Annotated in this window: 20 protein-coding genes and 1 pseudogene; 11 read left to right on the top strand and 10 right to left on the bottom strand. The window is 68.8% G+C overall.

What is annotated here, in order from left to right:
- Positions 1–13 precede the first annotated feature (13 nt).
- Positions 14–755 (bottom strand): annotated as a pseudogene (locus tag BLW82_RS17420) (SDR family NAD(P)-dependent oxidoreductase).
- Positions 756–1,287: 532 nt separating this feature from the next.
- The gene (locus tag BLW82_RS17415) at positions 1,288–2,538 is read right to left on the bottom strand and encodes a glycosyltransferase family protein (RefSeq protein WP_093499667.1); all 1,251 of its coding nucleotides are present in this window, start codon (positions 2,536–2,538) and stop codon (positions 1,288–1,290) included.
- A 499-nt stretch (positions 2,539–3,037) separates the two neighbouring features.
- On the opposite strand from BLW82_RS17415, the gene rpsL reads away from it, so the two are divergent.
- The 4 genes from rpsL to tuf all read left to right on the top strand — a co-directional run bounded on the left by rpsL (position 3,038) and on the right by tuf (position 7,412).
- Complete coding sequence (rpsL, locus tag BLW82_RS17410) at positions 3,038–3,409, top strand: 30S ribosomal protein S12 (RefSeq protein ID WP_003948652.1); 372 nt, start codon at positions 3,038–3,040, stop codon at positions 3,407–3,409.
- Positions 3,410–3,411: 2 nt separating this feature from the next.
- Positions 3,412–3,882, top strand: a complete 471-nt coding sequence (rpsG, locus tag BLW82_RS17405; RefSeq protein ID WP_007384059.1) for a 30S ribosomal protein S7 — start codon at positions 3,412–3,414, stop codon at positions 3,880–3,882.
- A gap of 39 nt (positions 3,883–3,921) precedes the next feature.
- A complete protein-coding gene (gene fusA / locus BLW82_RS17400; RefSeq protein WP_093499666.1) occupies positions 3,922–6,048 on the top strand; it encodes an elongation factor G in 2,127 nt (708 codons plus the stop codon).
- A 170-nt stretch (positions 6,049–6,218) separates the two neighbouring features.
- Entirely contained in the window at positions 6,219–7,412 is a 1,194-nt protein-coding gene (tuf, locus tag BLW82_RS17395) for an elongation factor Tu (RefSeq protein WP_093499665.1), read from the top strand.
- Between the two features lie 87 nt (positions 7,413–7,499).
- Here tuf and BLW82_RS17390 read toward each other — a convergent pair whose 3' ends face one another.
- Entirely contained in the window at positions 7,500–7,730 is a 231-nt protein-coding gene (locus tag BLW82_RS17390; RefSeq protein ID WP_093499664.1) for a hypothetical protein, read from the bottom strand.
- 731 nt (positions 7,731–8,461) lie between these two features.
- Entirely contained in the window at positions 8,462–9,142 is a 681-nt protein-coding gene (locus BLW82_RS17385) for an MBL fold metallo-hydrolase (RefSeq protein WP_093499663.1), read from the bottom strand.
- A 107-nt stretch (positions 9,143–9,249) separates the two neighbouring features.
- Here BLW82_RS17385 and BLW82_RS17380 point away from each other — a divergent pair, with 107 nt between their 5' ends.
- Positions 9,250–9,801, top strand: coding sequence for a helix-turn-helix domain-containing protein (locus BLW82_RS17380; protein WP_371131496.1), 552 nt, complete (start codon positions 9,250–9,252; stop codon positions 9,799–9,801).
- 20 nt (positions 9,802–9,821) lie between these two features.
- On the opposite strand, the gene BLW82_RS17375 is transcribed toward BLW82_RS17380, so the two are convergent.
- The 5 genes from BLW82_RS17375 to BLW82_RS17350 all read right to left on the bottom strand — a co-directional run bounded on the left by BLW82_RS17375 (position 9,822) and on the right by BLW82_RS17350 (position 14,225).
- Positions 9,822–10,397 carry a TetR/AcrR family transcriptional regulator gene (locus BLW82_RS17375; protein ID WP_143063675.1) on the bottom strand — a complete coding sequence of 192 codons (576 nt, stop codon included), beginning with the start codon at positions 10,395–10,397 and terminating at the stop codon, positions 9,822–9,824.
- A gap of 119 nt (positions 10,398–10,516) precedes the next feature.
- The gene (locus BLW82_RS17370) at positions 10,517–11,230 is read right to left on the bottom strand and encodes an MBL fold metallo-hydrolase (RefSeq protein ID WP_218162373.1); all 714 of its coding nucleotides are present in this window, start codon (positions 11,228–11,230) and stop codon (positions 10,517–10,519) included.
- Positions 11,231–12,176: 946 nt separating this feature from the next.
- A complete protein-coding gene (locus BLW82_RS17360) occupies positions 12,177–12,647 on the bottom strand; it encodes an FkbM family methyltransferase (protein ID WP_093499660.1) in 471 nt (156 codons plus the stop codon).
- Positions 12,644–13,444, bottom strand: a complete 801-nt coding sequence (locus BLW82_RS17355; protein ID WP_256215845.1) for a helix-turn-helix domain-containing protein — start codon at positions 13,442–13,444, stop codon at positions 12,644–12,646. The genes BLW82_RS17360 and BLW82_RS17355 overlap by 4 nt, the downstream gene beginning before the upstream one ends.
- A 346-nt stretch (positions 13,445–13,790) precedes the next feature.
- The gene (locus tag BLW82_RS17350; RefSeq protein WP_093499658.1) at positions 13,791–14,225 is read right to left on the bottom strand and encodes an ATP-binding protein; all 435 of its coding nucleotides are present in this window, start codon (positions 14,223–14,225) and stop codon (positions 13,791–13,793) included.
- 156 nt (positions 14,226–14,381) lie between these two features.
- Between BLW82_RS17350 and BLW82_RS17345 the strand changes: the two genes are divergently transcribed.
- The 3 genes from BLW82_RS17345 (at position 14,382) to BLW82_RS17335 (ending at position 16,629) form a co-directional block, all read left to right on the top strand.
- Positions 14,382–15,257 (top strand): helix-turn-helix domain-containing protein, encoded by an 876-nt coding sequence (locus BLW82_RS17345; RefSeq protein WP_093499657.1) that lies wholly within the window; start codon positions 14,382–14,384, stop codon positions 15,255–15,257.
- Positions 15,254–15,481, top strand: a complete 228-nt coding sequence (locus BLW82_RS17340) for a DUF397 domain-containing protein (protein WP_093499656.1) — start codon at positions 15,254–15,256, stop codon at positions 15,479–15,481. Before BLW82_RS17345 ends, BLW82_RS17340 begins: the two co-directional genes overlap by 4 nt.
- 653 nt (positions 15,482–16,134) lie before the next feature.
- Positions 16,135–16,629: a hypothetical protein gene (locus tag BLW82_RS17335; protein WP_093508096.1), complete on the top strand. Its 495-nt coding sequence runs from the start codon at positions 16,135–16,137 to the stop codon at positions 16,627–16,629.
- A 65-nt stretch (positions 16,630–16,694) separates the two neighbouring features.
- Here the strand turns inward: BLW82_RS17335 and BLW82_RS17330 are convergent, their stop codons facing one another.
- A complete protein-coding gene (locus BLW82_RS17330; RefSeq protein ID WP_093499655.1) occupies positions 16,695–17,042 on the bottom strand; it encodes a hypothetical protein in 348 nt (115 codons plus the stop codon).
- A gap of 79 nt (positions 17,043–17,121) precedes the next feature.
- Here BLW82_RS17330 and BLW82_RS17325 point away from each other — a divergent pair, with 79 nt between their 5' ends.
- From BLW82_RS17325 to BLW82_RS17315, 3 genes are all read left to right on the top strand, one after another.
- Entirely contained in the window at positions 17,122–17,769 is a 648-nt protein-coding gene (locus tag BLW82_RS17325; protein ID WP_093499654.1) for a hypothetical protein, read from the top strand.
- A 172-nt stretch (positions 17,770–17,941) separates the two neighbouring features.
- On the top strand, positions 17,942–18,241 hold the full coding sequence (locus tag BLW82_RS45495) for a hypothetical protein (protein ID WP_256215844.1): 300 nt from the start codon (positions 17,942–17,944) through the stop codon (positions 18,239–18,241).
- A 116-nt stretch (positions 18,242–18,357) separates the two neighbouring features.
- Positions 18,358–23,013: an RHS repeat-associated core domain-containing protein gene (locus BLW82_RS17315; RefSeq protein ID WP_093499652.1), complete on the top strand. Its 4,656-nt coding sequence runs from the start codon at positions 18,358–18,360 to the stop codon at positions 23,011–23,013.

Genomic DNA, 23,013 nt, shown 5'->3' with positions numbered 1-23,013 from the left:
CCGGGCTCGCGTGTCAGGCGGTGAAGCCGCCGTCCACGTGGATCGAGGCTCCGGTGATGTAGGCGCCGTCCACGCTTGCCAGGTGGGCGACGGTGGCCGCGATCTCGGCCGCTTCCGCGTAGCGGCCCACCGCCGTGAATCCGGCGATCGCCTCGGCGTCCGGCCCGTCAGCCGGGTTGGTCTCCGTGTCGGTGGGGCCGGGATGCACCAGGTTGACGGTGATGCCACGCGGACCGAGTTCTCGGGCCAGGCCCTTCGTCATCCCGACCAGAGCCGTCTTGCTCATGCAGTACAACGCCAGCCCGGGGAAGACCGCGCGCTCGGCGACGTTGCTGCCGATGCTGATGATGCGGCCGCCCCGGTGCATGTGCCGAACCGCCGCCTGGGAGGCCGTGAACGGTGCCCGGACGTTCACCGCGAGGGTGCGGTCGATCTCCGCGGCCCCCAGGTCCTCGAGTGGGCCGACGAGGAAAAACGCCGGCGTTGTTGACCAGGATGTCGAGTCCGCCGAAGGCCGAGGCGGCCTCGTCCACCGCGGCGGAGAGTGCCTCAGGGACGGCGCTGTCGGCCTGGACGGCCAGTGCCCGGCACCCTCTGGCCTTGACCTGCTCCACCACCCGGGCGGCACGTTCCGTGCCGTTCTCGTAGGTCAGGACGACGTCGGCGCCTTCTTCGGCCAGCCGTAACGCCACGGCAGCGCCGATGCCCCGGCCACCACCCGTGACCAACGCCACGTTTCCCTCAAGTCGTTTCATGACGTCGAGCATTGCGGTCGCCGGCGCCGGAAGCCGGCGGGAAACCGACTCGGCATTCGACCTCCGGGAGGGCAGCACCATCGCCGGCTGTCCAGTCCTTGGTGGCCAGTCGCGAAAATTGAATAAACGCGATCCAGTGATTCTTTCGCTGCTTTGTTGTTTTCCTTTCTTCAGTCGCAGCCGTTCCCATGTCCCGAGAGGTGGCCGACCGCGGCGGTCCGCGGTGCCTGTGACCTGGCACGATCTCCGGGGAGTCGGCGGAACCGCACGTGCCGGTCCGTCGGCCGTGCTGCGGCCGGAGGTGTAAGTCTGGTGGTATCGATGAAAAGAATCCGGTGTCGTCACATCCCGGTCCGGTCAGGTGGTCATGGATCCGCCTTGAACTCCCGAACGGATGCCGTACCGAATTACCGGGGGCCGAGGCAGGGTTCGACGGCTGGTCCGGTATTCCGGGTCCGGGCGGGAGATATTCGTTCGAGAGTGGTGTTCTTCGCTCGCCGTGTCGCCGCGCCGCTACGGAATCCCCAAGCCGCTACGGAATCCCCAACTCGAAGATCACGTAGTGCGCGTACCATCCCGAAGCCACCGCCGCCGTCGAGAAGAACACCAGCAGGCTCGGCCACCTCAACCGCGCCATCGCCGCCGCCGGAGCCAGCAGCAGCGGGAAGACGGGGAGCAGGTAGCGCGGGGTGTTGCCGAACATCTGCTGGGTGCCGAGGATCGTCACGATCGAGGCGAGGGTGTACGCCGTCAGCACCAGCGGTGGCCGTTTGCGGAGCAGGAGCGCGACGAGGAACGGCAGTGCCACCACCACCTGCACGGCGATCAGGTCCGGGACCGAGTAGGCGAAGAGGTAGTCGCCGTGCCCCACGGCCACGTTCCGCAGTACGTCCAGGGTGTACGCGCCGAAGTCGAAGTAGTGCGCCCAGGCCTGGCGCTGGAGCGAGAAGTACGCGCCCGGGCTGCCCATCGACCAGCCGACCCAGGCGATGTAGGTGAGCAGGCCGAGGGGCGCGGCGACCGCCGCGTACAGCGGGGCCGCGACGCCCAGCTCGCGCCTGCTGTCCGCGCGCAGCAGCGTGACCAGGGCCGCCAGGCAGACCGCGCCGATCAGCACGGCCGCCGTGGGGCGGCTCAGGCCGGACAGGAAGGCGAGCAGGCCGGCCGCCACCCAGCGGCGTCTCAGCACGGCGTGGCAGGCCCAGGCCGCGATCGCCACGAACAGGGACTCCGTGTAGACCGCCCACTCGACGCCGGCGGCGGGGGCCACGGCCCACAGGCCGGCCGCGACGGTGCCGGCCCGGGCGCCGGCGAGCAGCGAGACCACCGCGTGGATGCCGGCCGCCGCGACGAAGGAACAGAGGACCGAGACGAGGATCGCGGAGCCGTAGAGGCCGATGCCGGTGATCTCCGAGACCGCCCGGACCAGACCGGGGTAGAGGGGGAAGAACGCGACCGAGTTCTGCTCGGCGCTGAACTGACCGCCGGGGGCGAGGGGCCGGAGAGCCTCGGGGTGGTAGCCCTTCTGCGCGACCTGGAGGTACCACCAGCCGTCCCAGGTGGACAGGACGTCCCACCAGTGGGCGCCGCCGCCGAAGCGGGGATCCTTGTGCCGGTAGTCGCCGGCGGACGTCAGCAGCCAGGCGAAGACGAGGAGGCCGGTGAGCTTGGCGGCGCCGTAGAGGGCGAGGGGCGGGAGGTAGGGGCGGGCGGCCGGGGGGAGGCGGAGGGGCCTCGGCGGTCTTGCGATGCCCGGCGCGGTGTTGCTCTGAGCTGTGCTCATGAGTGTGCTGCCCCCTGAGGAACGCCGTAGGACGTGCCGCGAGCGGTCTTCCGGCGGCTGCGCGTCGTGGTTGATCGCGCGGTTCCCCGTGCTCCTGACGGAGCGCCCGGTGGGGCCTGCGATCAGAAGATCTGATCAGCGTCGCACAGCCGTGAATCCGATCGGCGTCAACGTGCGCCGCTCTCCGTTCGCGTGTCGTTCGTCTTCGTGGTATATCGGAGGGCGGCCCAAAACCCCAGTTCAGGTCCCCCGCAACCGGTCCCCCTTCTTTTGTTTTGACCGGAGTGATTGCGCTAGGTACGCTCAGACCTTGTGCCTGGGGTGTGCCCTGACCCTCGTGCGTGCCTTCAAACCGCACCGGAGTGACGAAGTGGCCACCGCGATCCGCGCTCCCTTCTGCCTCGCGGCAGGAGTTCGCGGAATCCGACACACCCGACCGCGTGGGTCGGCGATGTTCCAGGTTAGCTTCACCATTCGGCACACAGAAACCGGAGAAGTAGTGCCTACGATCCAGCAGCTGGTCCGTAAGGGCCGGCAGGACAAGGTCGAGAAGAACAAGACGCCCGCACTCGAGGGTTCCCCTCAGCGCCGTGGCGTCTGCACGCGCGTGTTCACGACCACCCCGAAGAAGCCGAACTCGGCCCTGCGTAAGGTCGCGCGTGTGCGTCTGACCAGCGGCATCGAGGTCACTGCTTACATTCCGGGTGAGGGACACAACCTGCAGGAGCACTCCATCGTGCTCGTGCGTGGCGGCCGTGTGAAGGACCTGCCCGGTGTTCGCTACAAGATCATCCGCGGCTCGCTCGACACCCAGGGTGTCAAGAACCGCAAGCAGGCCCGCAGCCGCTACGGCGCCAAGAAGGAGAAGTAAGAATGCCTCGTAAGGGCCCTGCCCCGAAGCGCCCGGTCATCATCGACCCGGTCTACGGTTCTCCTCTTGTCACGTCGCTCATCAACAAGGTGCTGCTGAACGGCAAGCGCTCCACCGCCGAGCGCATCGTGTACGGCGCCATGGAGGGCCTGCGCGAGAAGACCAGCAACGACCCGGTCATCACGCTCAAGCGCGCGCTGGAGAACATCAAGCCCACGCTTGAGGTCAAGTCCCGCCGTGTCGGTGGCGCCACCTACCAGGTGCCGGTCGAGGTCAAGCCCGGCCGCGCCAACACCCTGGCGCTGCGCTGGCTGGTCGGCTACTCCCGCGCCCGTCGCGAGAAGACCATGACCGAGCGTCTGCTCAACGAGCTTCTCGACGCTTCGAACGGCCTCGGTGCGGCCGTCAAGAAGCGCGAGGACACGCACAAGATGGCCGAGTCCAACAAGGCCTTCGCGCACTACCGCTGGTAGTCGCTACCCCCATCGAGACCGAGAGAAGACCGAAGCCTTATGGCTACCACTTCACTTGACCTGGCCAAGGTCCGCAACATCGGGATCATGGCCCACATCGACGCGGGCAAGACGACCACCACCGAGCGGATCCTGTTCTACACCGGTGTGTCGTACAAGATCGGTGAGGTCCACGACGGCGCTGCCACCATGGACTGGATGGAGCAGGAGCAGGAGCGTGGCATCACGATCACCTCTGCTGCCACCACCTGTCACTGGCCGCTGGAAGACGTCGACCACACCATCAACATCATCGACACCCCGGGCCACGTCGACTTCACCGTCGAGGTGGAGCGTTCGCTGCGCGTGCTCGACGGTGCCGTGACGGTGTTCGACGGCGTCGCCGGTGTCGAGCCGCAGTCCGAGACGGTGTGGCGTCAGGCGGACCGCTACGGCGTTCCGCGCATCTGCTTCGTCAACAAGCTCGACCGGACCGGTGCCGAGTTCCACCGCTGCGTCGACATGATCTCTGACCGCCTGGGCGCTCAGCCGATCGTCATGCAGCTCCCGATCGGTGCCGAGGCCGACTTCCAGGGCGTCGTGGACCTCGTCCGCATGAAGGCGCTCGTGTGGTCCGCCGAGGCCACCAAGGGCGAGATGTACGACGTCGTCGACATCCCGGCCACCCACACCGAGGCTGCCGAGGAGTACCGCGGCAAGCTGCTCGAGGCCGTGGCCGAGAACGACGAAGAGATCATGGAGCTGTACCTGGAGGGCGAGGAGCCCTCCGAGGAGCAGCTGTACGCCGCGATCCGTCGTATCACCATCGCGTCCGGCAAGTCCGACGGCACCACCGTCACCCCGGTGTTCTGCGGTACCGCGTTCAAGAACAAGGGCGTTCAGCCCCTGCTCGACGCGGTCGTGCGCTACCTCCCCTCCCCGCTCGACGTCGAGGCCATCGAGGGCCACGCCGTGAACGACCCGGAGGAGGTCGTCAAGCGCAAGCCGTCCGACGACGAGCCGCTGTCCGCGCTGGCGTTCAAGATCATGAGCGACCCGCACCTCGGCAAGCTCACCTTCGTCCGGGTCTACTCGGGCCGCCTGGAGTCCGGCACCGCCGTGCTGAACTCCGTCAAGGGCAAGAAGGAGCGCATCGGCAAGATCTACCGCATGCACGCGAACAAGCGTGAGGAGATCGATTCGGTGGGCGCCGGCGACATCATCGCCGTCATGGGTCTCAAGCAGACCACGACCGGTGAGACGCTGTGCGACGACAAGGCCCCGGTGATCCTGGAGTCCATGGACTTCCCGGCGCCGGTCATCCAGGTCGCCATCGAGCCCAAGTCGAAGGGCGACCAGGAGAAGCTGGGCGTCGCGATCCAGCGCCTGGCCGAGGAGGACCCGTCCTTCCAGGTCCACTCGGACGAGGAGACCGGCCAGACCATCATCGGTGGCATGGGCGAGCTGCACCTCGAGGTGCTGGTCGACCGTATGCGCCGTGAGTTCAAGGTCGAGGCCAACGTCGGCAAGCCGCAGGTGGCGTACCGCGAGACGATCCGCAAGGCCGTCGAGCGCGTCGACTACACCCACAAGAAGCAGACCGGTGGTACCGGTCAGTTCGCGAAGGTGCAGATCGGCATCGAGCCGCTCGAGGGTGGCGACACCTCGTACGAGTTCGTGAACAAGGTGACCGGTGGCCGTATCCCGAAGGAGTACATCCCTTCGGTGGACGCCGGTGCGCAGGAGGCCATGCAGTTCGGCATCCTCGCCGGTTACGAGATGACCGGTGTCCGCGTGATCCTGCACGACGGTGCCTACCACGAGGTCGACTCCTCCGAGCTCGCCTTCAAGATCGCCGGCTCGCAGGCCTTCAAGGAGGCCGCGCGCAAGGCGTCCCCCGTGCTCCTTGAGCCGATGATGGCCGTCGAGGTCACCACGCCCGAGGACTACATGGGTGAGGTCATCGGTGACATCAACTCCCGCCGTGGTCAGATCCAGGCCATGGAGGAGCGGGCCGGTGCCCGCGTCGTGAAGGGCCTCGTGCCCCTCTCGGAGATGTTCGGTTACGTCGGCGACCTGCGCAGCAAGACGTCCGGCCGGGCCAGCTACTCCATGCAGTTCGACTCCTACGCCGAGGTTCCGCGGAACGTCGCCGAGGAGATCATCGCGAAGGCCAAGGGCGAGTAAGCACCGCGTTTAACGCGGCGCACACACACGCCTTAGGCTTGACCCCGGAGCCTCACGGGTCGTTCCTCCGCATTCGCGGCGGTACGGCCCGGGGCCCGGGACCCAACAGCAAAGATCACCTGGCGCCGATTGAACCTAGGCGTACAGAACCACTCCACAGGAGGACCCCAGTGGCGAAGGCGAAGTTCGAGCGGACTAAGCCGCACGTCAACATCGGCACCATCGGTCACATCGACCACGGTAAGACGACCCTCACGGCCGCCATTACCAAGGTGCTGCACGACGCGTACCCGGACCTGAACGAGGCGACCGCGTTCGACAACATCGACAAGGCGCCCGAGGAGCGTCAGCGCGGTATCACCATCTCCATCGCGCACGTCGAGTACCAGACGGAGACCCGTCACTACGCGCACGTCGACTGCCCCGGTCACGCGGACTACATCAAGAACATGATCACGGGTGCCGCGCAGATGGACGGCGCGATCCTGGTCGTGGCCGCCACCGACGGCCCGATGCCGCAGACCAAGGAGCACGTGCTCCTGGCCCGCCAGGTCGGCGTTCCGTACATCGTGGTCGCCCTGAACAAGGCCGACATGGTGGACGACGAGGAGATCATGGAGCTCGTCGAGCTCGAGGTCCGTGAGCTCCTCTCCGAGTACGAGTTCCCGGGCGACGACCTGCCGGTCGTCCGCGTCTCCGCGCTGAAGGCGCTGGAGGGCGACGCCGAGTGGACGCAGTCCGTGCTCGACCTCATGACCGCCGTCGACGAGAACATCCCGCAGCCCGAGCGTGACGTCGACAAGCCGTTCCTGATGCCGATCGAGGACGTCTTCACGATCACCGGTCGTGGCACCGTCGTCACCGGCCGTATCGAGCGTGGTGTCCTCAAGGTCAACGAGACCGTCGACATCATCGGCATCAAGACCGAGAAGACCACCACCACGGTCACCGGCATCGAGATGTTCCGCAAGCTGCTCGACGAGGGCCAGGCCGGTGAGAACGTCGGTCTGCTCCTCCGTGGCATCAAGCGCGAGGACGTCGAGCGCGGCCAGGTCATCATCAAGCCGGGCTCGGTCACGCCGCACACCGAGTTCGAGGCGCAGGCCTACATCCTCTCCAAGGACGAGGGTGGCCGCCACACGCCGTTCTTCAACAACTACCGTCCGCAGTTCTACTTCCGTACGACGGACGTGACCGGCGTCGTGACCCTCCCCGAGGGCACCGAGATGGTCATGCCGGGTGACAACACCGAGATGAAGGTGGAGCTCATCCAGCCCGTCGCCATGGAAGAGGGCCTGAAGTTCGCCATCCGCGAGGGTGGCCGCACGGTCGGCGCCGGCCAGGTCACCAAGATCAACAAGTGATCTCGGCCCGCAAGGGCTGACCAGGCAGGTCTGAGGAGGCCCGTACGACTTCGGTCGTACGGGCCTCTTTGCTGCTTCGGCAGGACCTCACTGCATGTTCTGCACGGGCGGATGGTCGTACGACGCCTCGCACACGTACACCTGGAGGGTGTAGCCGCGCCCGATGGTGATCTGCGTGTCCAGCGCCGGTCCGAGGAAGTGGTAGCCGGTGTATCCCGCGTCCTCCACCGGGGCCCAGCTGCCGCTGCCACCGTCCCACTCGGTGCCGTCGATCGTGAGCAGGGGCCGCACCCCGGCGCCGCACTCGGCGCAGGCCATGGGGAACGGGTCGGAGAAACTCCAGGGCGCGTGTCCCCCGAGCTTCCATCCCGGGGCGACGGCCAGGTCGTACTGATAGCAGACCTCCGGCTCCTCGTCCTCGCCCTCGAAGCCCTCCTCCCACTCGTGGATCCGGTCCGCCAGCTCCTGAGGCAGCTCGTGCGGGGCCGGGTAGCTCGGGCAGATAGTCGTCGCTGCCGATGACGGCGGGCCGCGGGGGAGCGGCGAGCGCGGTCACGACATCGGCGGCCCGGCGCCAACGCAGCTCGACCCTCGGCGAGTAGTCGTCCTCGGGATGGTCGAAGGCGCACCACAGCACCTGGAGCAGATCGGCGCCCTCGGGCCGGGGCAGCGTCGGCACATCCGCGGCACGTATCTGCGCGACCGGCACCAGCGCCACCGGCCCTTCCAGGGCCGCCCGGTACGGCGTGGTCCCCCGGTCGACCAGCGCGCGCTCCTCCTCGGTCAACAGGTCGGCGCCCTCGGCGCGCGGCCGGGCCCAGGCCTCGCGCAGGACACGCCGGCCGACGTGGACATCGTCCGGCGCCTCACCGTGCTGCCAGGGACTCGCATGTTCCGGACAGGTCGGCCAGGGCTCCTCGGCCGGCCACAGCAGGGGGCCGCCGACGGAACTGCCGGCCGTGCTCGTCCAGGAACGTCGCAGATCGCCCGGGTGGTCTTGGCGATGTGGTGGGTTTGCCGGCTGGAGCACCTGGTCGGAGGGGCGCGGCTCATGCCGGCTGTGTGTTGGCGCTCCGCAGACGCTGAGCCAGTTTGGCCAGTGACCGTTCCTGCAGGCGACCGAAGTGCGCGACGCGTACGTCGCCGCCGGCGGCGTCGATGATGGCGAGCTGACTTCGCCGGGCTGTGTCCAGGTCGTCGGCGAACAGCGGGCGTTCGGCGCCGTGCCGCGGGAAAAGGGCCTCGCCGAAGGCGTCCCCGGCCAGGACAGTGCCGGTGGGCAGTTGCACGCTCGTGGAGCCGGGGGTGTGGCCGGGGGTCCAGAAGGACCGGCCGATGCCGCCGTGCTGGGTGAGGTCCTCATCGTCGTCCAGCTCGAAGTCAGGGGTGACCGGTGCTTTCAACCCGCGCATGACGCTGGGGGCCAGTACGCGGCCAAGGGGTCGCCGCGGGGTCACGTGCAGCTGGCCGCCGGCGCGCAGCGCGCCGGCATCGGCATGGTGGATGGCTACGCGGGCGCCGGTGGCCTCGCGCAGGGCGTCGGCAGCGCCGACGTGGTCGTAGTGGAAATGCGTCAGCACGATCAGGTGCAGCTTGGCGTGGGTCTCGGTGAGCTTGGCGAGCACCTTTGGCGCGAGAGCCGGGGTGGCGGCGTCCACGAGCATCGCCGTGCCGTCGTCGATGACGAGGTAGGCGGTGGATATGCCGTCCTTGATCGGGTGGATGTCCATGGTGGTGGCCTCCGAGGTGTTGTTGTCAGTGCTTACTTGCGTCGCTCTGCCGGAAGGAGTGAGCAGCGTCGACCGGATCGGCGGACGAAGGGGCTGAGCCGGCCGCGATCCGCAAACCCCTGGCCGATCGCCTGGGCTGCGAGGCGGTCGACCTGGTAGGCGCGGGAGGCTCTGGTGCTGTGTCGGTGCGTGAGGTTCAGCGGAGCGCAGGCGTCTCGTCGGCCGTGGCGTACCGTCACTTCCGCGGCCGCGATGCGCTCCTGCCGGTGGTCGCCCAGGAGTGCGCCGGGATGCTCCTCGCCGACCACATCGCCACCGCGCTGGAGGGTGTGGCGCCGTTCACCGGCGAGCCCGCTGCGGTATGGCGCGGGCTGCCGGCGGCCGGCGTGGCCCACCTGAACTGCGCCACCGGCGGCACACAGCTCAATCCGTGGGACCCACTGCCTGTCTGGGTAGACCGCCACGGCCTGGCGACGCTGCGCCTGGACGCCGTGCTGTTTGTCCTGCGCGAGGCGGTCTTCGCCCAGGCCCGGGACCGGGTCCTGGCCGCCATTACCGCCGCCGTGCCACTGGGATCCTCTCCACCACCCGGCCGGGGTGGTGCCATCAGAAAGCCAGGACCGTCCGCACGGCCAGGGGGACGCGCTTTGAAACGGTGAGAATGAGAACCGCGGTGTTGTCAGTCGGGCTTGCGGAGTCTCGCGATGGAGCTGATGAGCTCAACCTCGGCTCGGGCAAGGTCCGGCCAGGGGAACTGGTAGCCGTTGCGCAGCAGAACAAAGCCGTGCATGGCCGCCCACAACTGCGTTGCGGTGGAAAAGACGTCAGTCACCTCGGAGGATCCGTCGGCGACGCAGAGTCGGAGGCTTTCCATGAGGTAGGCGAACGGCCCGGCGTCGGGGTTGCGGGAGTCCGGTGCGTCCGCGGGTGTGGGGCGGGGTTCCGTTCCGCGAAGGAGCCGGTTGCGCTGGAAGAGCAGTCCGTACAGATTCGGGTTGTCAAGTCCGAATGCCATGTAGGCGCGGCAGCCGGCGATGAGCCGGTCCCGGGGTGCCTCAATTCCTTCCTTCGCATCCGCGATGAAGCGGCCTAGCTGGGCGAAGGTCTCGACGGTGACGGCCTGCACGATCTCGTCCGGGCCTGCGAAATGCAGGTAGATCGACTGGGGTGCAATGCCGATCCGCCGTGCCAGCCCACGCAGGCTCACCGAGCTCGCGTAGCCGTCCTCGATGAGGATCTCTCGGGCGGCCGACACGATGTCACCGCGTAGGGCCTGCCCCGCACCCCGGGGGTTGCGTTGTCTGCTCCCGGCAGCCGCTCTACTCACGGCCGTAACCTTACGCCGATGCCGGTTCGGCGCGAGCGGAGCGCGGGTCAGCCGAGAGGGTCGGGGACCTCGTGGGCGGTGGCCGCTTCGCGCAGCAAGGTAGTGCTCTCGCCGCGTAGCGGCTGACCGTGGCCGAAGCAGACGGTGTCGATGTCGATGTCCGCGAAGCGCCGGAAGGATTCACGGGCCTGTGTCCGGTCGAGGTTGAACGGCCCGAGTACGACCTGGCCCCCTTGCTCGGTGGCAATGTCACCGGTGAACAGGACAGCCTCGTTCGGGAAGTGCAAGGCGATGCTGCCGTCGGTGTGGCCGGGAGTCGACAGGACGCGGGCGTCGATCTCCTCGAGGATCTCGTCGTCGTCGAGCTCGCGGTCGACACGAGAAGGCGCGGCGTCGGGGATGGTGCCGGCGATGTGGGCGTAGAACTCCTCCTCGGCGTGGGTGAGGGCGGGAAGCGAGCTGTAACTGCTGCCGCGGATGATCGGGGCATCGTTGCGGTGTGCCCAGACGCGAACGTTGGGCCAGGCGGCCAGTTCGGCAGCCGACCCGGCATGGTCGGGATGCCAGTGCGTCAGGACCACGTGGGTCAGCGACTCCCGGTCCAGGCCCCAACCACGCAACGCCTCGGTGATGACCTTGCCTTGCCCGGCGATGCCGGTGTCGACCAGCACCGCGTTCGACCCGCGGCGCAGTAGGTAGGCCTGCCCAGGCCCATCGTCGAGCACCATGCGCAGGTCGGGGCACACATCAACGATCTTCATTTCGGTCTCCCTTGGCCAAACCGGCTGGATGTACCTGCAGTGACCGGGAGCCTTAGCAACCTCACGGCCGTAACCTCACGGGCGTGAGGTTACTGGCGCGATCCTGGCTTGGCAATACCGCGCTGACGCATGCCGTTGCACCGATGGTCCGAGTTGTTGACCCATCGCTATCTCCGGTATGCGCCGCCTCAACCCGGAATCAGGCCCCTGACCTGCATCAGCTGCAGCGCGCCGCACGGGGCGACGGGTGAACCGCCGACTTGTACAGGGGACTCGTGAACCGTCTGCCGCTCTTCGGGGCCGGCTCTCCCGGGTATGCCGCCGGTCCGGCGTCCGTCCGCGGTCTGACTCAACAGAGGCGTCTCCGCCCGCGGTGAGGGCGTCGTCGATGTTTCTGCCGCAGCGACCAGCCCCGCCACCGCCGTCGAGCCGACCTCGAACCCGGACGACAGGGACAGCCACAGTCGGTACGCCGACTTTCGGAACCAACCTGGCCGGGGCGTGGGTGGACTTGTGGGGATCGGCACCGAGCAGTATCACGGGACCGGGTTCCTCATGGTCGGGTGCGCGCACTTTCCCGCGGTGGCCGGCGTAAGAACGACCGTATCGACGCAGCGGCCGCGGCCACCGTCGGCTTATCTGCAGGGAGACGTGCGGGACCTCGCGCCCGAGGATTACACAACGGCGCCGGCTCTCCTGGACGAACGGCGTGTGAACCTGGCCCAGGCCGGGGTGCGCACGGTCAACCAACTCCACGCGCTGCTGCGCGATCTGCTGCCCGGAGGCGCCCCGACCCAACTGTCCGCGGACCTGGCCGCCAAGCTGCTGCGATCCGTCCGCCGTCGAGCGCCGAGGTCACGGTGCCGGACGTCGAGGAGCCAGCACCTCCGGCAGACGGGTCGGCCGGAGGCAGGGCTCAGTGCCGCGGAGTTCAGTTCGGCGGGTCTCAGTTCCGCGGCGCGAAGAGCAGGTTGCGGGTGTGTGGCGGGCGGGGCTTGTTCCAGGGCACCAGCCCGCCGTCGTGCTCGGCGATCCAGTGGACGTCGTAGCCGAGGGGGTCGAACTCGGCGATGAGGTCGTCGAGGGCGGCGTCGACCAGGGCCTCCATCACCAGGGTCGGCCGGTCGCGCTTCGGCACCTGGCGGGCGCCGCGGAGCACCGACATCTCGTGGCCCTCCACGTCGATCTTGACGAGGTCCAGCGGAGTGTCGGCGAACACCTCGTCCAGGGTGAGCAGTTGGATGCGCTTGTGCTGGGCGTCGGGGGCGGCGCCGCCCTCCAGGGGCGAGCCGGTGGAGAGCAGGTTCCCGGAGAAACGGACGGTGATGTCGGCCCGGCCGGGCTCGCTGGAGACGCCGGCCTGGTGGAGCTTGACGTTCCGCTCGGGACCTCTCGGCGTAGGGATTGGGCTGGTCATGCCGCTCTCGGTAGCGGCTGGTGGGTGCGGCAGTCCCGGCAGCGGCCGGGCTCCGCCGCGCGGAACGGGCGGTCGCAGCCGTCGCAGTCCTGGAAGGGGAGCGGACGCGGCGGGGCGGGCGGTGGTGGCGGTGGCAGGTGCTCCGTGAGGCGGTGGGCCAGGAGGCCCGCCGGGTGGAGAAGCTGACCGACCGGGAGGCAGGACGTGAGGGTGCGGCGTACGGCTTCGGGCGAGGCGCCGCGCTCCAGCCAGGCGTCGACCGCCGGGGCGAGCCGTCGTACCTCGCGTTCGGGGAGGAGCAGGCGGGGGTCGTCGTGGTGGAGGCGGGAGAGGAGGGTGGTGGCCGTGTGCCGCGGGTCGGGGGTGCCGCGCGTGGGTTCCGGCAGAGGTGGTTTCGGCGGGCGCGGCGGCGATGCCGGTGCCGGGGGATGCGTCCGATCGGGGCCGGGCACCGGTGGCGCTGGCGGTACGGGTGGCGGCGTAACCTCTCGTACCTCCTCCGCCCCCGTCGGCCGGTTGTACGACACCGTCCGCGAGACCACCCGGCCGTTCGGCAGCCGCTCGCGGGTCCGGGACAGGTAGCCCTGCGCTTCCAGTTCGCGCAGTGCCGCTGCGATCCGTACCTCGCCCTCGGGGAAGCGCGCGGTCAGCGACCTGATGTCCACGCGGGCGCCGGTCGGCAGCGACTGGATGTGGCCGGCGAGGCCGATCGCGGTGAGGGAGAGTTCGCGGTGCTGGAGGAGGCGGTTGTCGACCACCGTGTACCGCGTGGTGAGCCGGACGTTGACGTGGGTCACCCCGTACGAGGGGTTCGAGCCGGGAACGGCTGACCTGGCGCGCGAGGGCGCGCTAGTGTGCTCTGCATCCATCGGGAAGTTGCAGTCTTCCTAGGTGGTCAGGCCCTCGATCGGGATCGCTACTCCCGGCCGGGGGCCGTCGTATGTGCGTCGCGAGTGACGGGTGACCGTGTGTTGCCCCGGCCGTCACTCGGTGTTGTCGCGGCGAGCATATGCCGGGCAACCGGCACCGAATCCAGCCCAGTTGGCCATGTTCACTCCGGAGAGTGACAGGCGGCGGCGGGGAGGCGGGTGGGGTTGGGGAGGGGAATTTCCCTGGGGGTTTTTAACTACTTGGCGGCGGGCGTCACCGTGTCGCGGCGGACCGCGTGACGGTCAGCTCGGCCCAGACGGTCTTGCGGGGGCGGGGTCCGAGGGAGACGCCCCAGCGGTCGGCGAGGGCCTCGACGATCACCAGTCCGCGGCCGGTCTCGTCCTCCCCGGAGGGGAGGTGCAGGCGGGGGCGGCGCTCCTCGCAGGTGTCCGTGACCTCGATGCGGACCGTGTTCCCGACGACGTACATCAACAACCGGAAACCCCGGCCCGCCGTCCGCCCGTGCGTCGCCGCGTTGGTCGCCAGTTCCGCGACGACGTGCGCCGCGTCCTCCGACGGCAGTCCCCACGACCGCAGTTGCTCGGTCGCCAGCAGCCGCGCCAGCCGGGCTCCTCTGCGCGTGGGCGACAGCAACACGCTGTAGTTGCGGATCGGGCAGGCGAGGGGGGTGGAGATTTCCTGATTCACGTCACTCAGCGTGGCCGCCCATGCCTACCGTGAACAGTGACGGAGCCGTTGCGTACGGTCACTGTCCGCTGCTTGTCCGGTGCTGTCCGGGCTGTCGGACACGGGCGTACGGGTAGGGCGTCGTCGAGGCACGGTCGTACGACGGAGGGATGCGGCATGAGTGTGGACGGTGCGGTGGTGCGGCTCAAGCACGAGGCGGACGAGCCGGGTTGGGAGGTGGATCCCGATGACGACTGGGGCGTCGCGGTCATCGCGACCGTCGGGCGGCAGCTGAAGCTGCGGCGGGAGGCGGTGGGGATGCGGGCCGCCGAGTTCGGGGTGGCGGTCGGGTACGGCGAGGACATGGTCTACAAGATCGAGGGTGGAAAGCGGATTCCCCGGCCGGAGTATCTGGACAGGGCGGACGAGGTGCTGGGGGCGGAGGGGCTGCTCTCGGCGATGAAGGAGGACGTACGGCGGGTCCGGTACCCCAAGAAGGTGCGTGACCTGGCGCAGCTGGAGGCCAGGGCGGTCGAGCTCCAGCTCTACGACCCGCTCAACATCCACGGGTTGCTCCAGACACCCGAATACGCGCGCGGGCTGCTCCTGATGCGTCGCCCGGCGTACACCGGGGACGAGGTGGAGCGGTTCATCGCCGCGCGCGTGGCCCGCAAGGCCGTCTTCGAGCGGGACCCGGCGCCCGAACTCAGCTTCGTTCTGGAGGAGTGGACGCTCCGGCGTCCGCTCGGCGGGCGGACGGTGCTCCGTCAGCAGCTGGAACACCTGCTGGAAGTGGCGCAGTTGCGGAACGTCGAACTTCAGGTGATGCCGATGGATCGTGAGGAGCACGCGGGACTGGCCGGCGGAATCGAGGTGCTGAAGTCCGAGGACGGCTCGGCGGTGGGGCGTTCGGTAGCAGTGGCCAACGGCCGACCGGTGTCCGATGCGAAGCAACTCCGTATCCTTGAACTGCGGTACGGCATCATCCGGGCGCAGGCGCTCACGCCGCGTGAGTCGACGGCCTTCATCGAACAACTGCTGGGGGAGACATGATCCGCAAGACCACGGCCGAGGACGCCTCCGGTCTGACGTGGTTCAAGAGCAGCTACAGCAGCAGCAGTGAAGGCGACTCCTGCGTCGAAGTCGCCGTCAGCCCCGCCACCGTCCACATCCGCGACTCCAAGAACACCGCGACCCCCTCCCGCGGCCCCCACCTCACCTTCCCGCCCGTCACCTGGACGGCCTTCCTCTCCCACGCGGCCGCCGCCGGCGAGTGAGGTACGCCCGCGAGTTGTTCGCGCCGCTGGGGGCGGTCGTCGCCGTGGGCGCGCTGAACGCCACCGGCACCTGGTCGTTCGCGGATGTCTCGGTCGGCGCGTTCCTGGCGGGCAGACGGCAGCAGTGGGACCGTCTCTTCGCCGCGGTCTGCGCGCTCTGCGGCTTCGACCGCGACGAGGCGACGGCGATCGCCGACGAGATGGCCTACTTCCACGACTACGACCTGTCCGCGCGGCTCCTCGTCCTCTGGTCGGCCGGAGTGACGGGGGTCGAGAGCCTGCACGACCCGTCGCCGCCGGTCGTACGCCGCACGTGCCGCATGGCTGCTGACCTCCAACTGACCGAGTTCCTGGACATGTTGGTGCGGACGGCCCTCGACGCGGGCACGGACGCCACTGCCGGTGCGCCTCAGGTCATCGAGATCCTCACCGCCGCCGGCGCCCTGGCGGACCCGGCCGGGAACGTCACCCCGCACCACGTCCACCGCATGTGGCGAGTCGCCCATCCGCCGTCGGTGCTCCGCCCGGACTCGTCCACTGCGGAGCACGTCAAGGCGGGGCTCCGGTCGTACGACGGGACGCTGGAGGAACTGCTCGGCGGCGGCCCGCCGGAGCGCGGCTACCGCTACGTCGGCCCCGCCGAACTCGCCGTCATGGCACGGCGATCCGGGGGCGGACCCGGCACCCGGATCGCCTCCGTGGCCGACTTCGAGTCGTGGGCCGCACGGCAGTCACCGGCGGAGCTGGCCGAGCCGTTCACGTACGTCGTCGGCGCCGACGGGCTGCTATGTCTCGCGCCCCGCCGCAGCGAACACGTGGCCTGCGCGGGCGGAGCGGCCGTACTCGGCGCCGGGGAGATCACCTTCGTGCGCGAGGCGGGTCAGTGGGCGGCGAGCGAGGTCGGCAACCAGTCGACGGGCTACTGCCCCGACGTCACGTCCTGGCCGGCGGTGGCCCGGGCCCTCGACGGCATCCCGCTCCGCCGCCCCGCCGCCTTCACCCACGAGGTGGTGTTCCGCCGCTGCCCGGCCTGCGCGGAGCACAACATCGTCCGGGAGGGCGACTTCGTCCGCGTCTTCTGCGGCAGCGACCTGCCGAAGGCCTGGAATGTGGAGGTGGACGACGTCGGCAGGTCAGCTCACCCGTGAGGCGTCGAAACGGACCTCCGCCGCCGGAGTCACCGCGACCGACGTGAGGGAGGGCCCAGGGCCCTCTACTCCGCCTTGTTCCCGCCACCACCCTGTTGCTGCTGGCCCTCCGGTCGCACCGCGTCCTTCGCCTTCTTCGCGAGGTCGTCGTCCAGTTTCTTGAATTCGCGGACCACGGTGTCGGACATGTCGGCGAGGGAGTCGATCTGCTTGGTGATGTCCTCGCGGCCGTCGTGCCAGTTGGACTCGAAGTCGTCGAGGGCGTCGTAGACCGTGCCGCTGCCGACGTCGTCCCGGTAGGACTCGAACATCTTCTTGGTGTGGTTGAGGCGTTCCTTGATGGAGCGCAGCTTGCGGCCGTAGTCCTCAAGCTCGCTCAGCGGTATGGCGAGATCGCTCTTGCCGTTGCCCACGTGACCGTCCCCCGTTCGCGCGTCTCGTAGTCTGGGCCGCACCGTATATCAGATCATCGGGGGAGGGGTGGCGTACAGCATGGCCCGCTACATGGAGACGCTGACGATCGAGCGCGGCGGTTTCCGGATCAAGGTGCCGGAGTCGTGGTGGGAGTTCGACGTGCGGCCGGAGTCGCGGGACGACTCGATCCGGCGGATGGTGAACGAGCGCATCGCCCAGCACCCGGAGCTGGCGCAGTACCGGGACACGTACGTCGGCTTCCTGCGCAAGTCCGCGGCCGACGCGTGGAAGTCGGGCGCGATGTACTGCGGCTGCATGGCGGAGAGCTTCGGCGGGGACACGCCGATCACGGGCTCGGTCACGGTGTCGCTGGTCGGCGGCCGTACCCGCGAGGGCGCGCCGCTCTCCAACGACCCGGCCGCCATCGCCGCCCAGCTCGCCCCCAAGGAGGCCCATAGGGAGGGCGACTCCTGGCGCAAGGTGACGACCGTCGACATCCCCGGCGTCGGCCCCGCCGCCCGCACCTACGGCATCGAGGACATCCCGATCCCCGAGGACAGCCTGGGTCGCACGATCCGCGCCATCCTGATGCAGACCTTCATCCCGGTCCCCGGCCAGGAGGGCAAGGTCGCCCTGGTGGCCGGCAGCAGCCAGGTCCTCGACCTCGCCGACTCCTTCTTCGACATCTTCGACGCGATCACGTCGACGTTCCGGTTCGCGGACTGACCCTTTGCGGTGGGAGGCGCGGTGGCGGACCGGCGAGGGTCTGCTGGGGCTCGCCGACCCTGCGGAGTGGGACGCCGCGTTCGAGCGCGGCGAGGATCACCTCGGTACGGCGGTGATCGGGCTGGCTCTCAACTGTCCGTTGGGGGAGGCGTCCCCCCGGATCGTGAGGGCGATGAGACTCCCGGACCAGGAGGAGCGGGGTTACGCCTGCACCGCGGCGGGCACCGCGGCCCGCCTCAACCGCCGGCTGACTCCCGAGCTGTTCGCCGCGCTGCGCGCCGAGGGGCCGGGCGGTCCGGCCGGGGACGCGATCGGCGACACGCTCGCCTTCGTGCCGTTCCGGGACCTGCCGCCGTGGTTCAAGCGCCGGTGGGTGTACGTGACCGTGCGCGGCACGCTGGAGCACTGGTGGCTCCGCTCCGTGGACGCCGTCCAGGACGGCCGGCGGACCTTGCGCGGACGCCGACGCTGAGCCCCTGCCGGCACGGCCGACTCGACCGTCGGTCTTCACCTCGAACGGCCGTTCCTTGTAAGTTCGCGTGTGCACAGGTTTGTTGATGAGGCGTACGCGACGGGGGTTGCGGGATCATGGCGGGGTACCGACCGGCGGACTGGCATCCACTCGACCTCGACAAGGACCCCACCCCCGGCGACCCACAACGCGTCCGCACCCTCGCAGCACAGCTGCACACCTTCGCCGACGACGTCTCCGACGCGCTGCGTCTGGTCAAGGGCATGGCCGGCGAGGACACCCTCCTGCAATGGGCGGGCAAGTCGGCGGAGGTGTTCAAGGAGCAGTTCAAGGACGTTCCGAAGAACCTGAAGAAGCTGAAGAAGTCCTACGAGCTGTGCGGCGACGCCCTCGCCGACTACTGGCCGAAGCTGGAGCGGGCGCAGGCGCTGGCCGACAAGGCCCTCACCAAGGCGAAGGAGGCCCAGTCGGACCTGTCCTCCGCCAAGTCCCGTCTCTCCTCAGCCGATTCCTGGGTGACGCGGGCGACGAAGGAAGCCGACAAGTACAAGGACGACCCCACCGGCAGCAAGTCCGACGCCGACAAGCCCGACGAGGGCAAGGTGCGGGCCGCCACCCGGGACGTGCAGAGCGCCAAGTCCGCCCATACTCAGGCCCAGTCGGACGTCACCACCGCCCAGAGTGCCCTGGACGCCGCGAAGAAGATGGCCGAGGACGCGCGGAAGATGCGCGACGACGCGGCCGGGGAGGCGAAGCGGAAGATCGACGAGGCCTCCGACGCGGGCATACCGAACCGACACTGGTGGCAGGACGTCGGGCACTGGTTCGAGGACAACTGGGACACCATCGTCACCGTCTGCAAGGTCGTCGTCGCGGTCGTCGGGATCATCGCGATGATCATCGGCGGGCCGATCCTCGGCGCGATCGTGCTGGTGGCCGCGCTCGTGGTGCTCGCGGACACGCTCTACAAATACTCCAAAGGCCAAGCGTCCCTATGGGACGTCGCGTTCGCCGCGCTGGACTGCATACCCGGCGGCAAGGGCATCACCAGCCTTGGCAAACTCGCCAAGGGCATGCGGGGACTTGGCAAGCTGGGGCTCAAGGGCATGGCCGAGGCCGTGCGGGGGCTCGGGACCCGTGGCCTGACCAGTCTGCGCTCCGGGATGACGGATCTGGTCGCCAGAGGCAAGGCTCTCGCAGGGCGCTGCCCGGGCGGCGATCCGATCGACCTGGTGTCGGGCGAGATGCTCATGGTCGCTTCAGATGTGACCTTGCCGGGCATCCTGCCGCTCGAAGTCAAACGGACTCATCTGTCCACTTACAACTACGGCAGGTGGTTCGGTCCGTCCTGGGCATCAACGCTCGACGAACGACTGGAGATGGACGACCAGGGGATCGCCTTCGCCTCGGACGACGGAATGCTGCTCGCCTACCCCCGTCCGACGCCTGGTGACCCCGTGTATCCGCTGGAAGGCCCTCGCTGGCCGTTGGAGTGGGACGGACATCCCGGCGGGCCGATGACCATCATGGATCCGGAGACCGGGGTCAACCGCGTGTTCCAGCCGGACGGTGCGCCGGGGGCCGACGGCAGCACGGTGTTTTCCTTGCGCAGCCGGAGCGACCGCAACGGACATCGCCTCGACATCGAGTACTCGGCCGCCGGGGAGCCGGTGGCTCTGCACCACAGCGGGGGGTACCGCGTCGCGATCGAGACGGAGGCCGGGCGTATCGCATCGCTGCGGCTGGCGGAAGCGACCGGCTCGGACGACGCGACTCTGGTGCGCTACGCCTACCGCGATGGCGACCTGGTCCATGTGTACAACTCCTCCGGCCTGCCCTTCCGGTATGCCTATGACGACCGGGGGAGGATCACCAGGTGGGAAGACCGGTGCGGTTCCTGGTACGAGTTCGAGTACGACGAAGAGGACCGCTGCGTACGCGGCACGGGCGCGGACGGGTTCCTCGACTGCCGGCTCACGTACGACCGCGATGCGCGCCGGACCGTGTACTCCGACTCGGCCGGACAGGCCACCGTGCACGAGTACAACGAGCGGCTGCAGCGGACGGCGGTCATCGACGCGCTCGGGAACGTCACACGATACGAGTGGGATCGCCGAGACCGGCTGGTGGGGTATACCGATGCCCTGGGCAACCGCACCCGTTACGCCTACGACGCGGCCGGAAACCTGGTCGGCATCACGAGCGCCGACGGCACCACCGCTCGGGCCGAGTTCAATGAGCAGCGCCTTCCGGTGCTGACCGAGGCCGCCGACGGCTCCTGCTGGTCCTACGCCTACGACGACCGTGGCAACCGCACGTCGGTCACCACTCCACTCGGGGAGACGACCCGGTTCACCTACGACGGCAAGGGAGCGCTGACCGGGATCACCGATCCGGCCGGAGCGGTCACGAGGGTCGAGACCGATGCACGTGGGCTTCCCGTGAAGTCGGTCGATCCCCTCGGCGGCACCGTGCAGCACACCCGGGACGCTTTCGGCCGGGTCTCCGAGATCCGCGACGCTCTGGGCAACGTGACCCGCCTTACCTGGAACGTCGAGGGCAAGCCCCTGTCGCGGACCACGCCCGACGGCGCTAGGGAGGCCTGGGATTGGGACGCCGAGGGGCGTCTCGTGCGCCACACGGATCCCACCGGCTCTGTCACCCGTTTCGGGTACACCCATTTCGATCTTCCTGCCTGGCGGTCCGATGCCGACGGCCGGCAGCGGCATTTCCGCTACGACACGGAACTCAGACTGGTAGGCGTTACGAACGAGCAGGGCCTCGCGTGGGAGTACCGATTCGGCGTCACGGGGCTCCTGGAGTCGGAGACCGACTTCAACGGCCGCACGCTGACCTATTCGTACGATGCCGCCGGCCGACTCGCCCGGCGCACCAATGGCGCCGGGCAGGTTACGTCCTACGAGCGTGACGCGGTGGGCAGAGTCGTCGTCAAGACCACCGCGGAGTCCTTGACGACGTTCTCCTACACGCCGAGCGGACAGGTGTACCGGGCCCGGTGCGGCGATGTCGTCGTGGAGGCGGAGCGCGATCCGCTCGGACGGGTACTGAGCGAGACGACCAACGGCCGGACCATCAGTCACGCCTATGACCGACTGGGCCGCCGCACGGTGCGCAGGACGCCGTCCGGAGCGGAGAGCCGGTGGGAGTACTCGAAGCGGAGTCTGCCGTCGAGGCTTTCGAGCGCCGGCCGCGAGATCGTCTTCCGGCACGACGAAGACGGCAAAGAGGTGGTCCGGGACTTCGGCGATTCCCTCCGCATGGAGCGTCACTGGGACGAATGCCGCCGCATGACGTCCCATGTGCTGCGGGCACCTGACGGCCACGGCCTCGGCGACGAGAGCCGGGTCGTCAGCCGTCGCGACTATGTGTACGGAACTGGTGACCGACTGACCGAAACACGCGACCTCCACGGTGGCCGGCAGCAGTTCCGGCACGACGAGCGCGGTCGCGTCGTGGCGGTCGACGGTGATTCCTGGCACGAACGCTACGCGTACGACGCAGCGGGCAACCCGACGTCCTCGTCCTCGTCACTCACGGGCCGAGCGGACGGAGAGCAGTCCCGGCACACGTATGCCGGGAACCAGGTTCGTCGAGCGGGCAGGAGGTCGTATTCGTACGACGGCCAGGGCCGGGTCACCCGACTGGTGCAGCGGACACTGTCCGGGGGCCGCCGGGCGTGGTCGTTCAGCTGGGACGCGGACGATCGGCTCACTGGCATGACCGGCCCCGACGGGCGTCGCTGGAGCTATGACTACGACCCGTTCGGACGCCGCACGGAGAAGCGGTGCCATGCCGAGGACGGGCAGGTCATCGAGCGGACCGCGTTCACCTGGGACGGCCAGCGCCTGGCCGAGCAGTCCCGCTGGAGCGACGCGGGCGAGCACACGGTCACGTGGGAGTACGAGCCAGGTACGCACCGGCCGATGGCACAGGCGGAGCGGACACGGTCGCGCGAGCTGCCGCAGGAGGAAGTCGACGAGCGGTTCTTCGCCATCGTCACGGACGTCGTCGGCACGCCTGTCGAACTGATCGGTCTGGACGGCGCGGTGCGGTGGCGGGGCAGGTCCGGTCTCTGGGGCGACGAGGACGCCCCCGACACGGCGGCGGCGGGCGGGCTGTCGTGCCCGCTCCGCTTCCCCGGGCAGTACGCGGACGAGGAAAGCGGCCTCCACTACAACTTCCACCGCTACTACGACCCGCACAGCGTCCGCTTTCTGACCCCCGACCCGCTCGGGCTCCAGGCAGGGCCCGACCACTACGCCTACGTCTCCAATCCCCATCTCTGGGTGGATCCGCTCGGCCTGCAGCGGTGCCCGACGTTCGTGGGCATCCAGTGGATGACCGACAAAATGCTGCAACGCGTTTCGTTCCGCTACCAACGGTTCGTCACGCACACGGACTACGAGCAGGTGTGGCGCCTCGGAGACGGCCGGGAGGTGCACGTGGACGGTGGTCCCACCGCGGACGGCTTCATCGTCGAGGCGAAGTGGACCGGTGGTGACCATCCGGGTGAGTGGGCGGCGTCTCAGTACAATCCTGCGCATCGTCACTACGACGAGGACCGGATCACCAGTCAGGCCGAGAAGCTCCTGGCGCTGAACGAAGGACTGGGCGGCAAGGGGGTGCGGTATGCCACCTCCTACCCGGAGGGAGCCGAGCACCTCCGGGATCTTTTCAGCAGCAAGTTCCCAGACGAATTCGCCGATGGAAGGCTGAACGTCTTCCACGTGCCGGGAAACGGAATGGATTAG

This window comes from Streptomyces sp. Ag109_O5-10 (assembly GCF_900105755.1).
Classification (GTDB): domain Bacteria; phylum Actinomycetota; class Actinomycetes; order Streptomycetales; family Streptomycetaceae; genus Streptomyces.
Note: the sequence above shows the minus strand (reverse complement) of the source record. Positions and strands in the feature narration are given on the sequence as shown.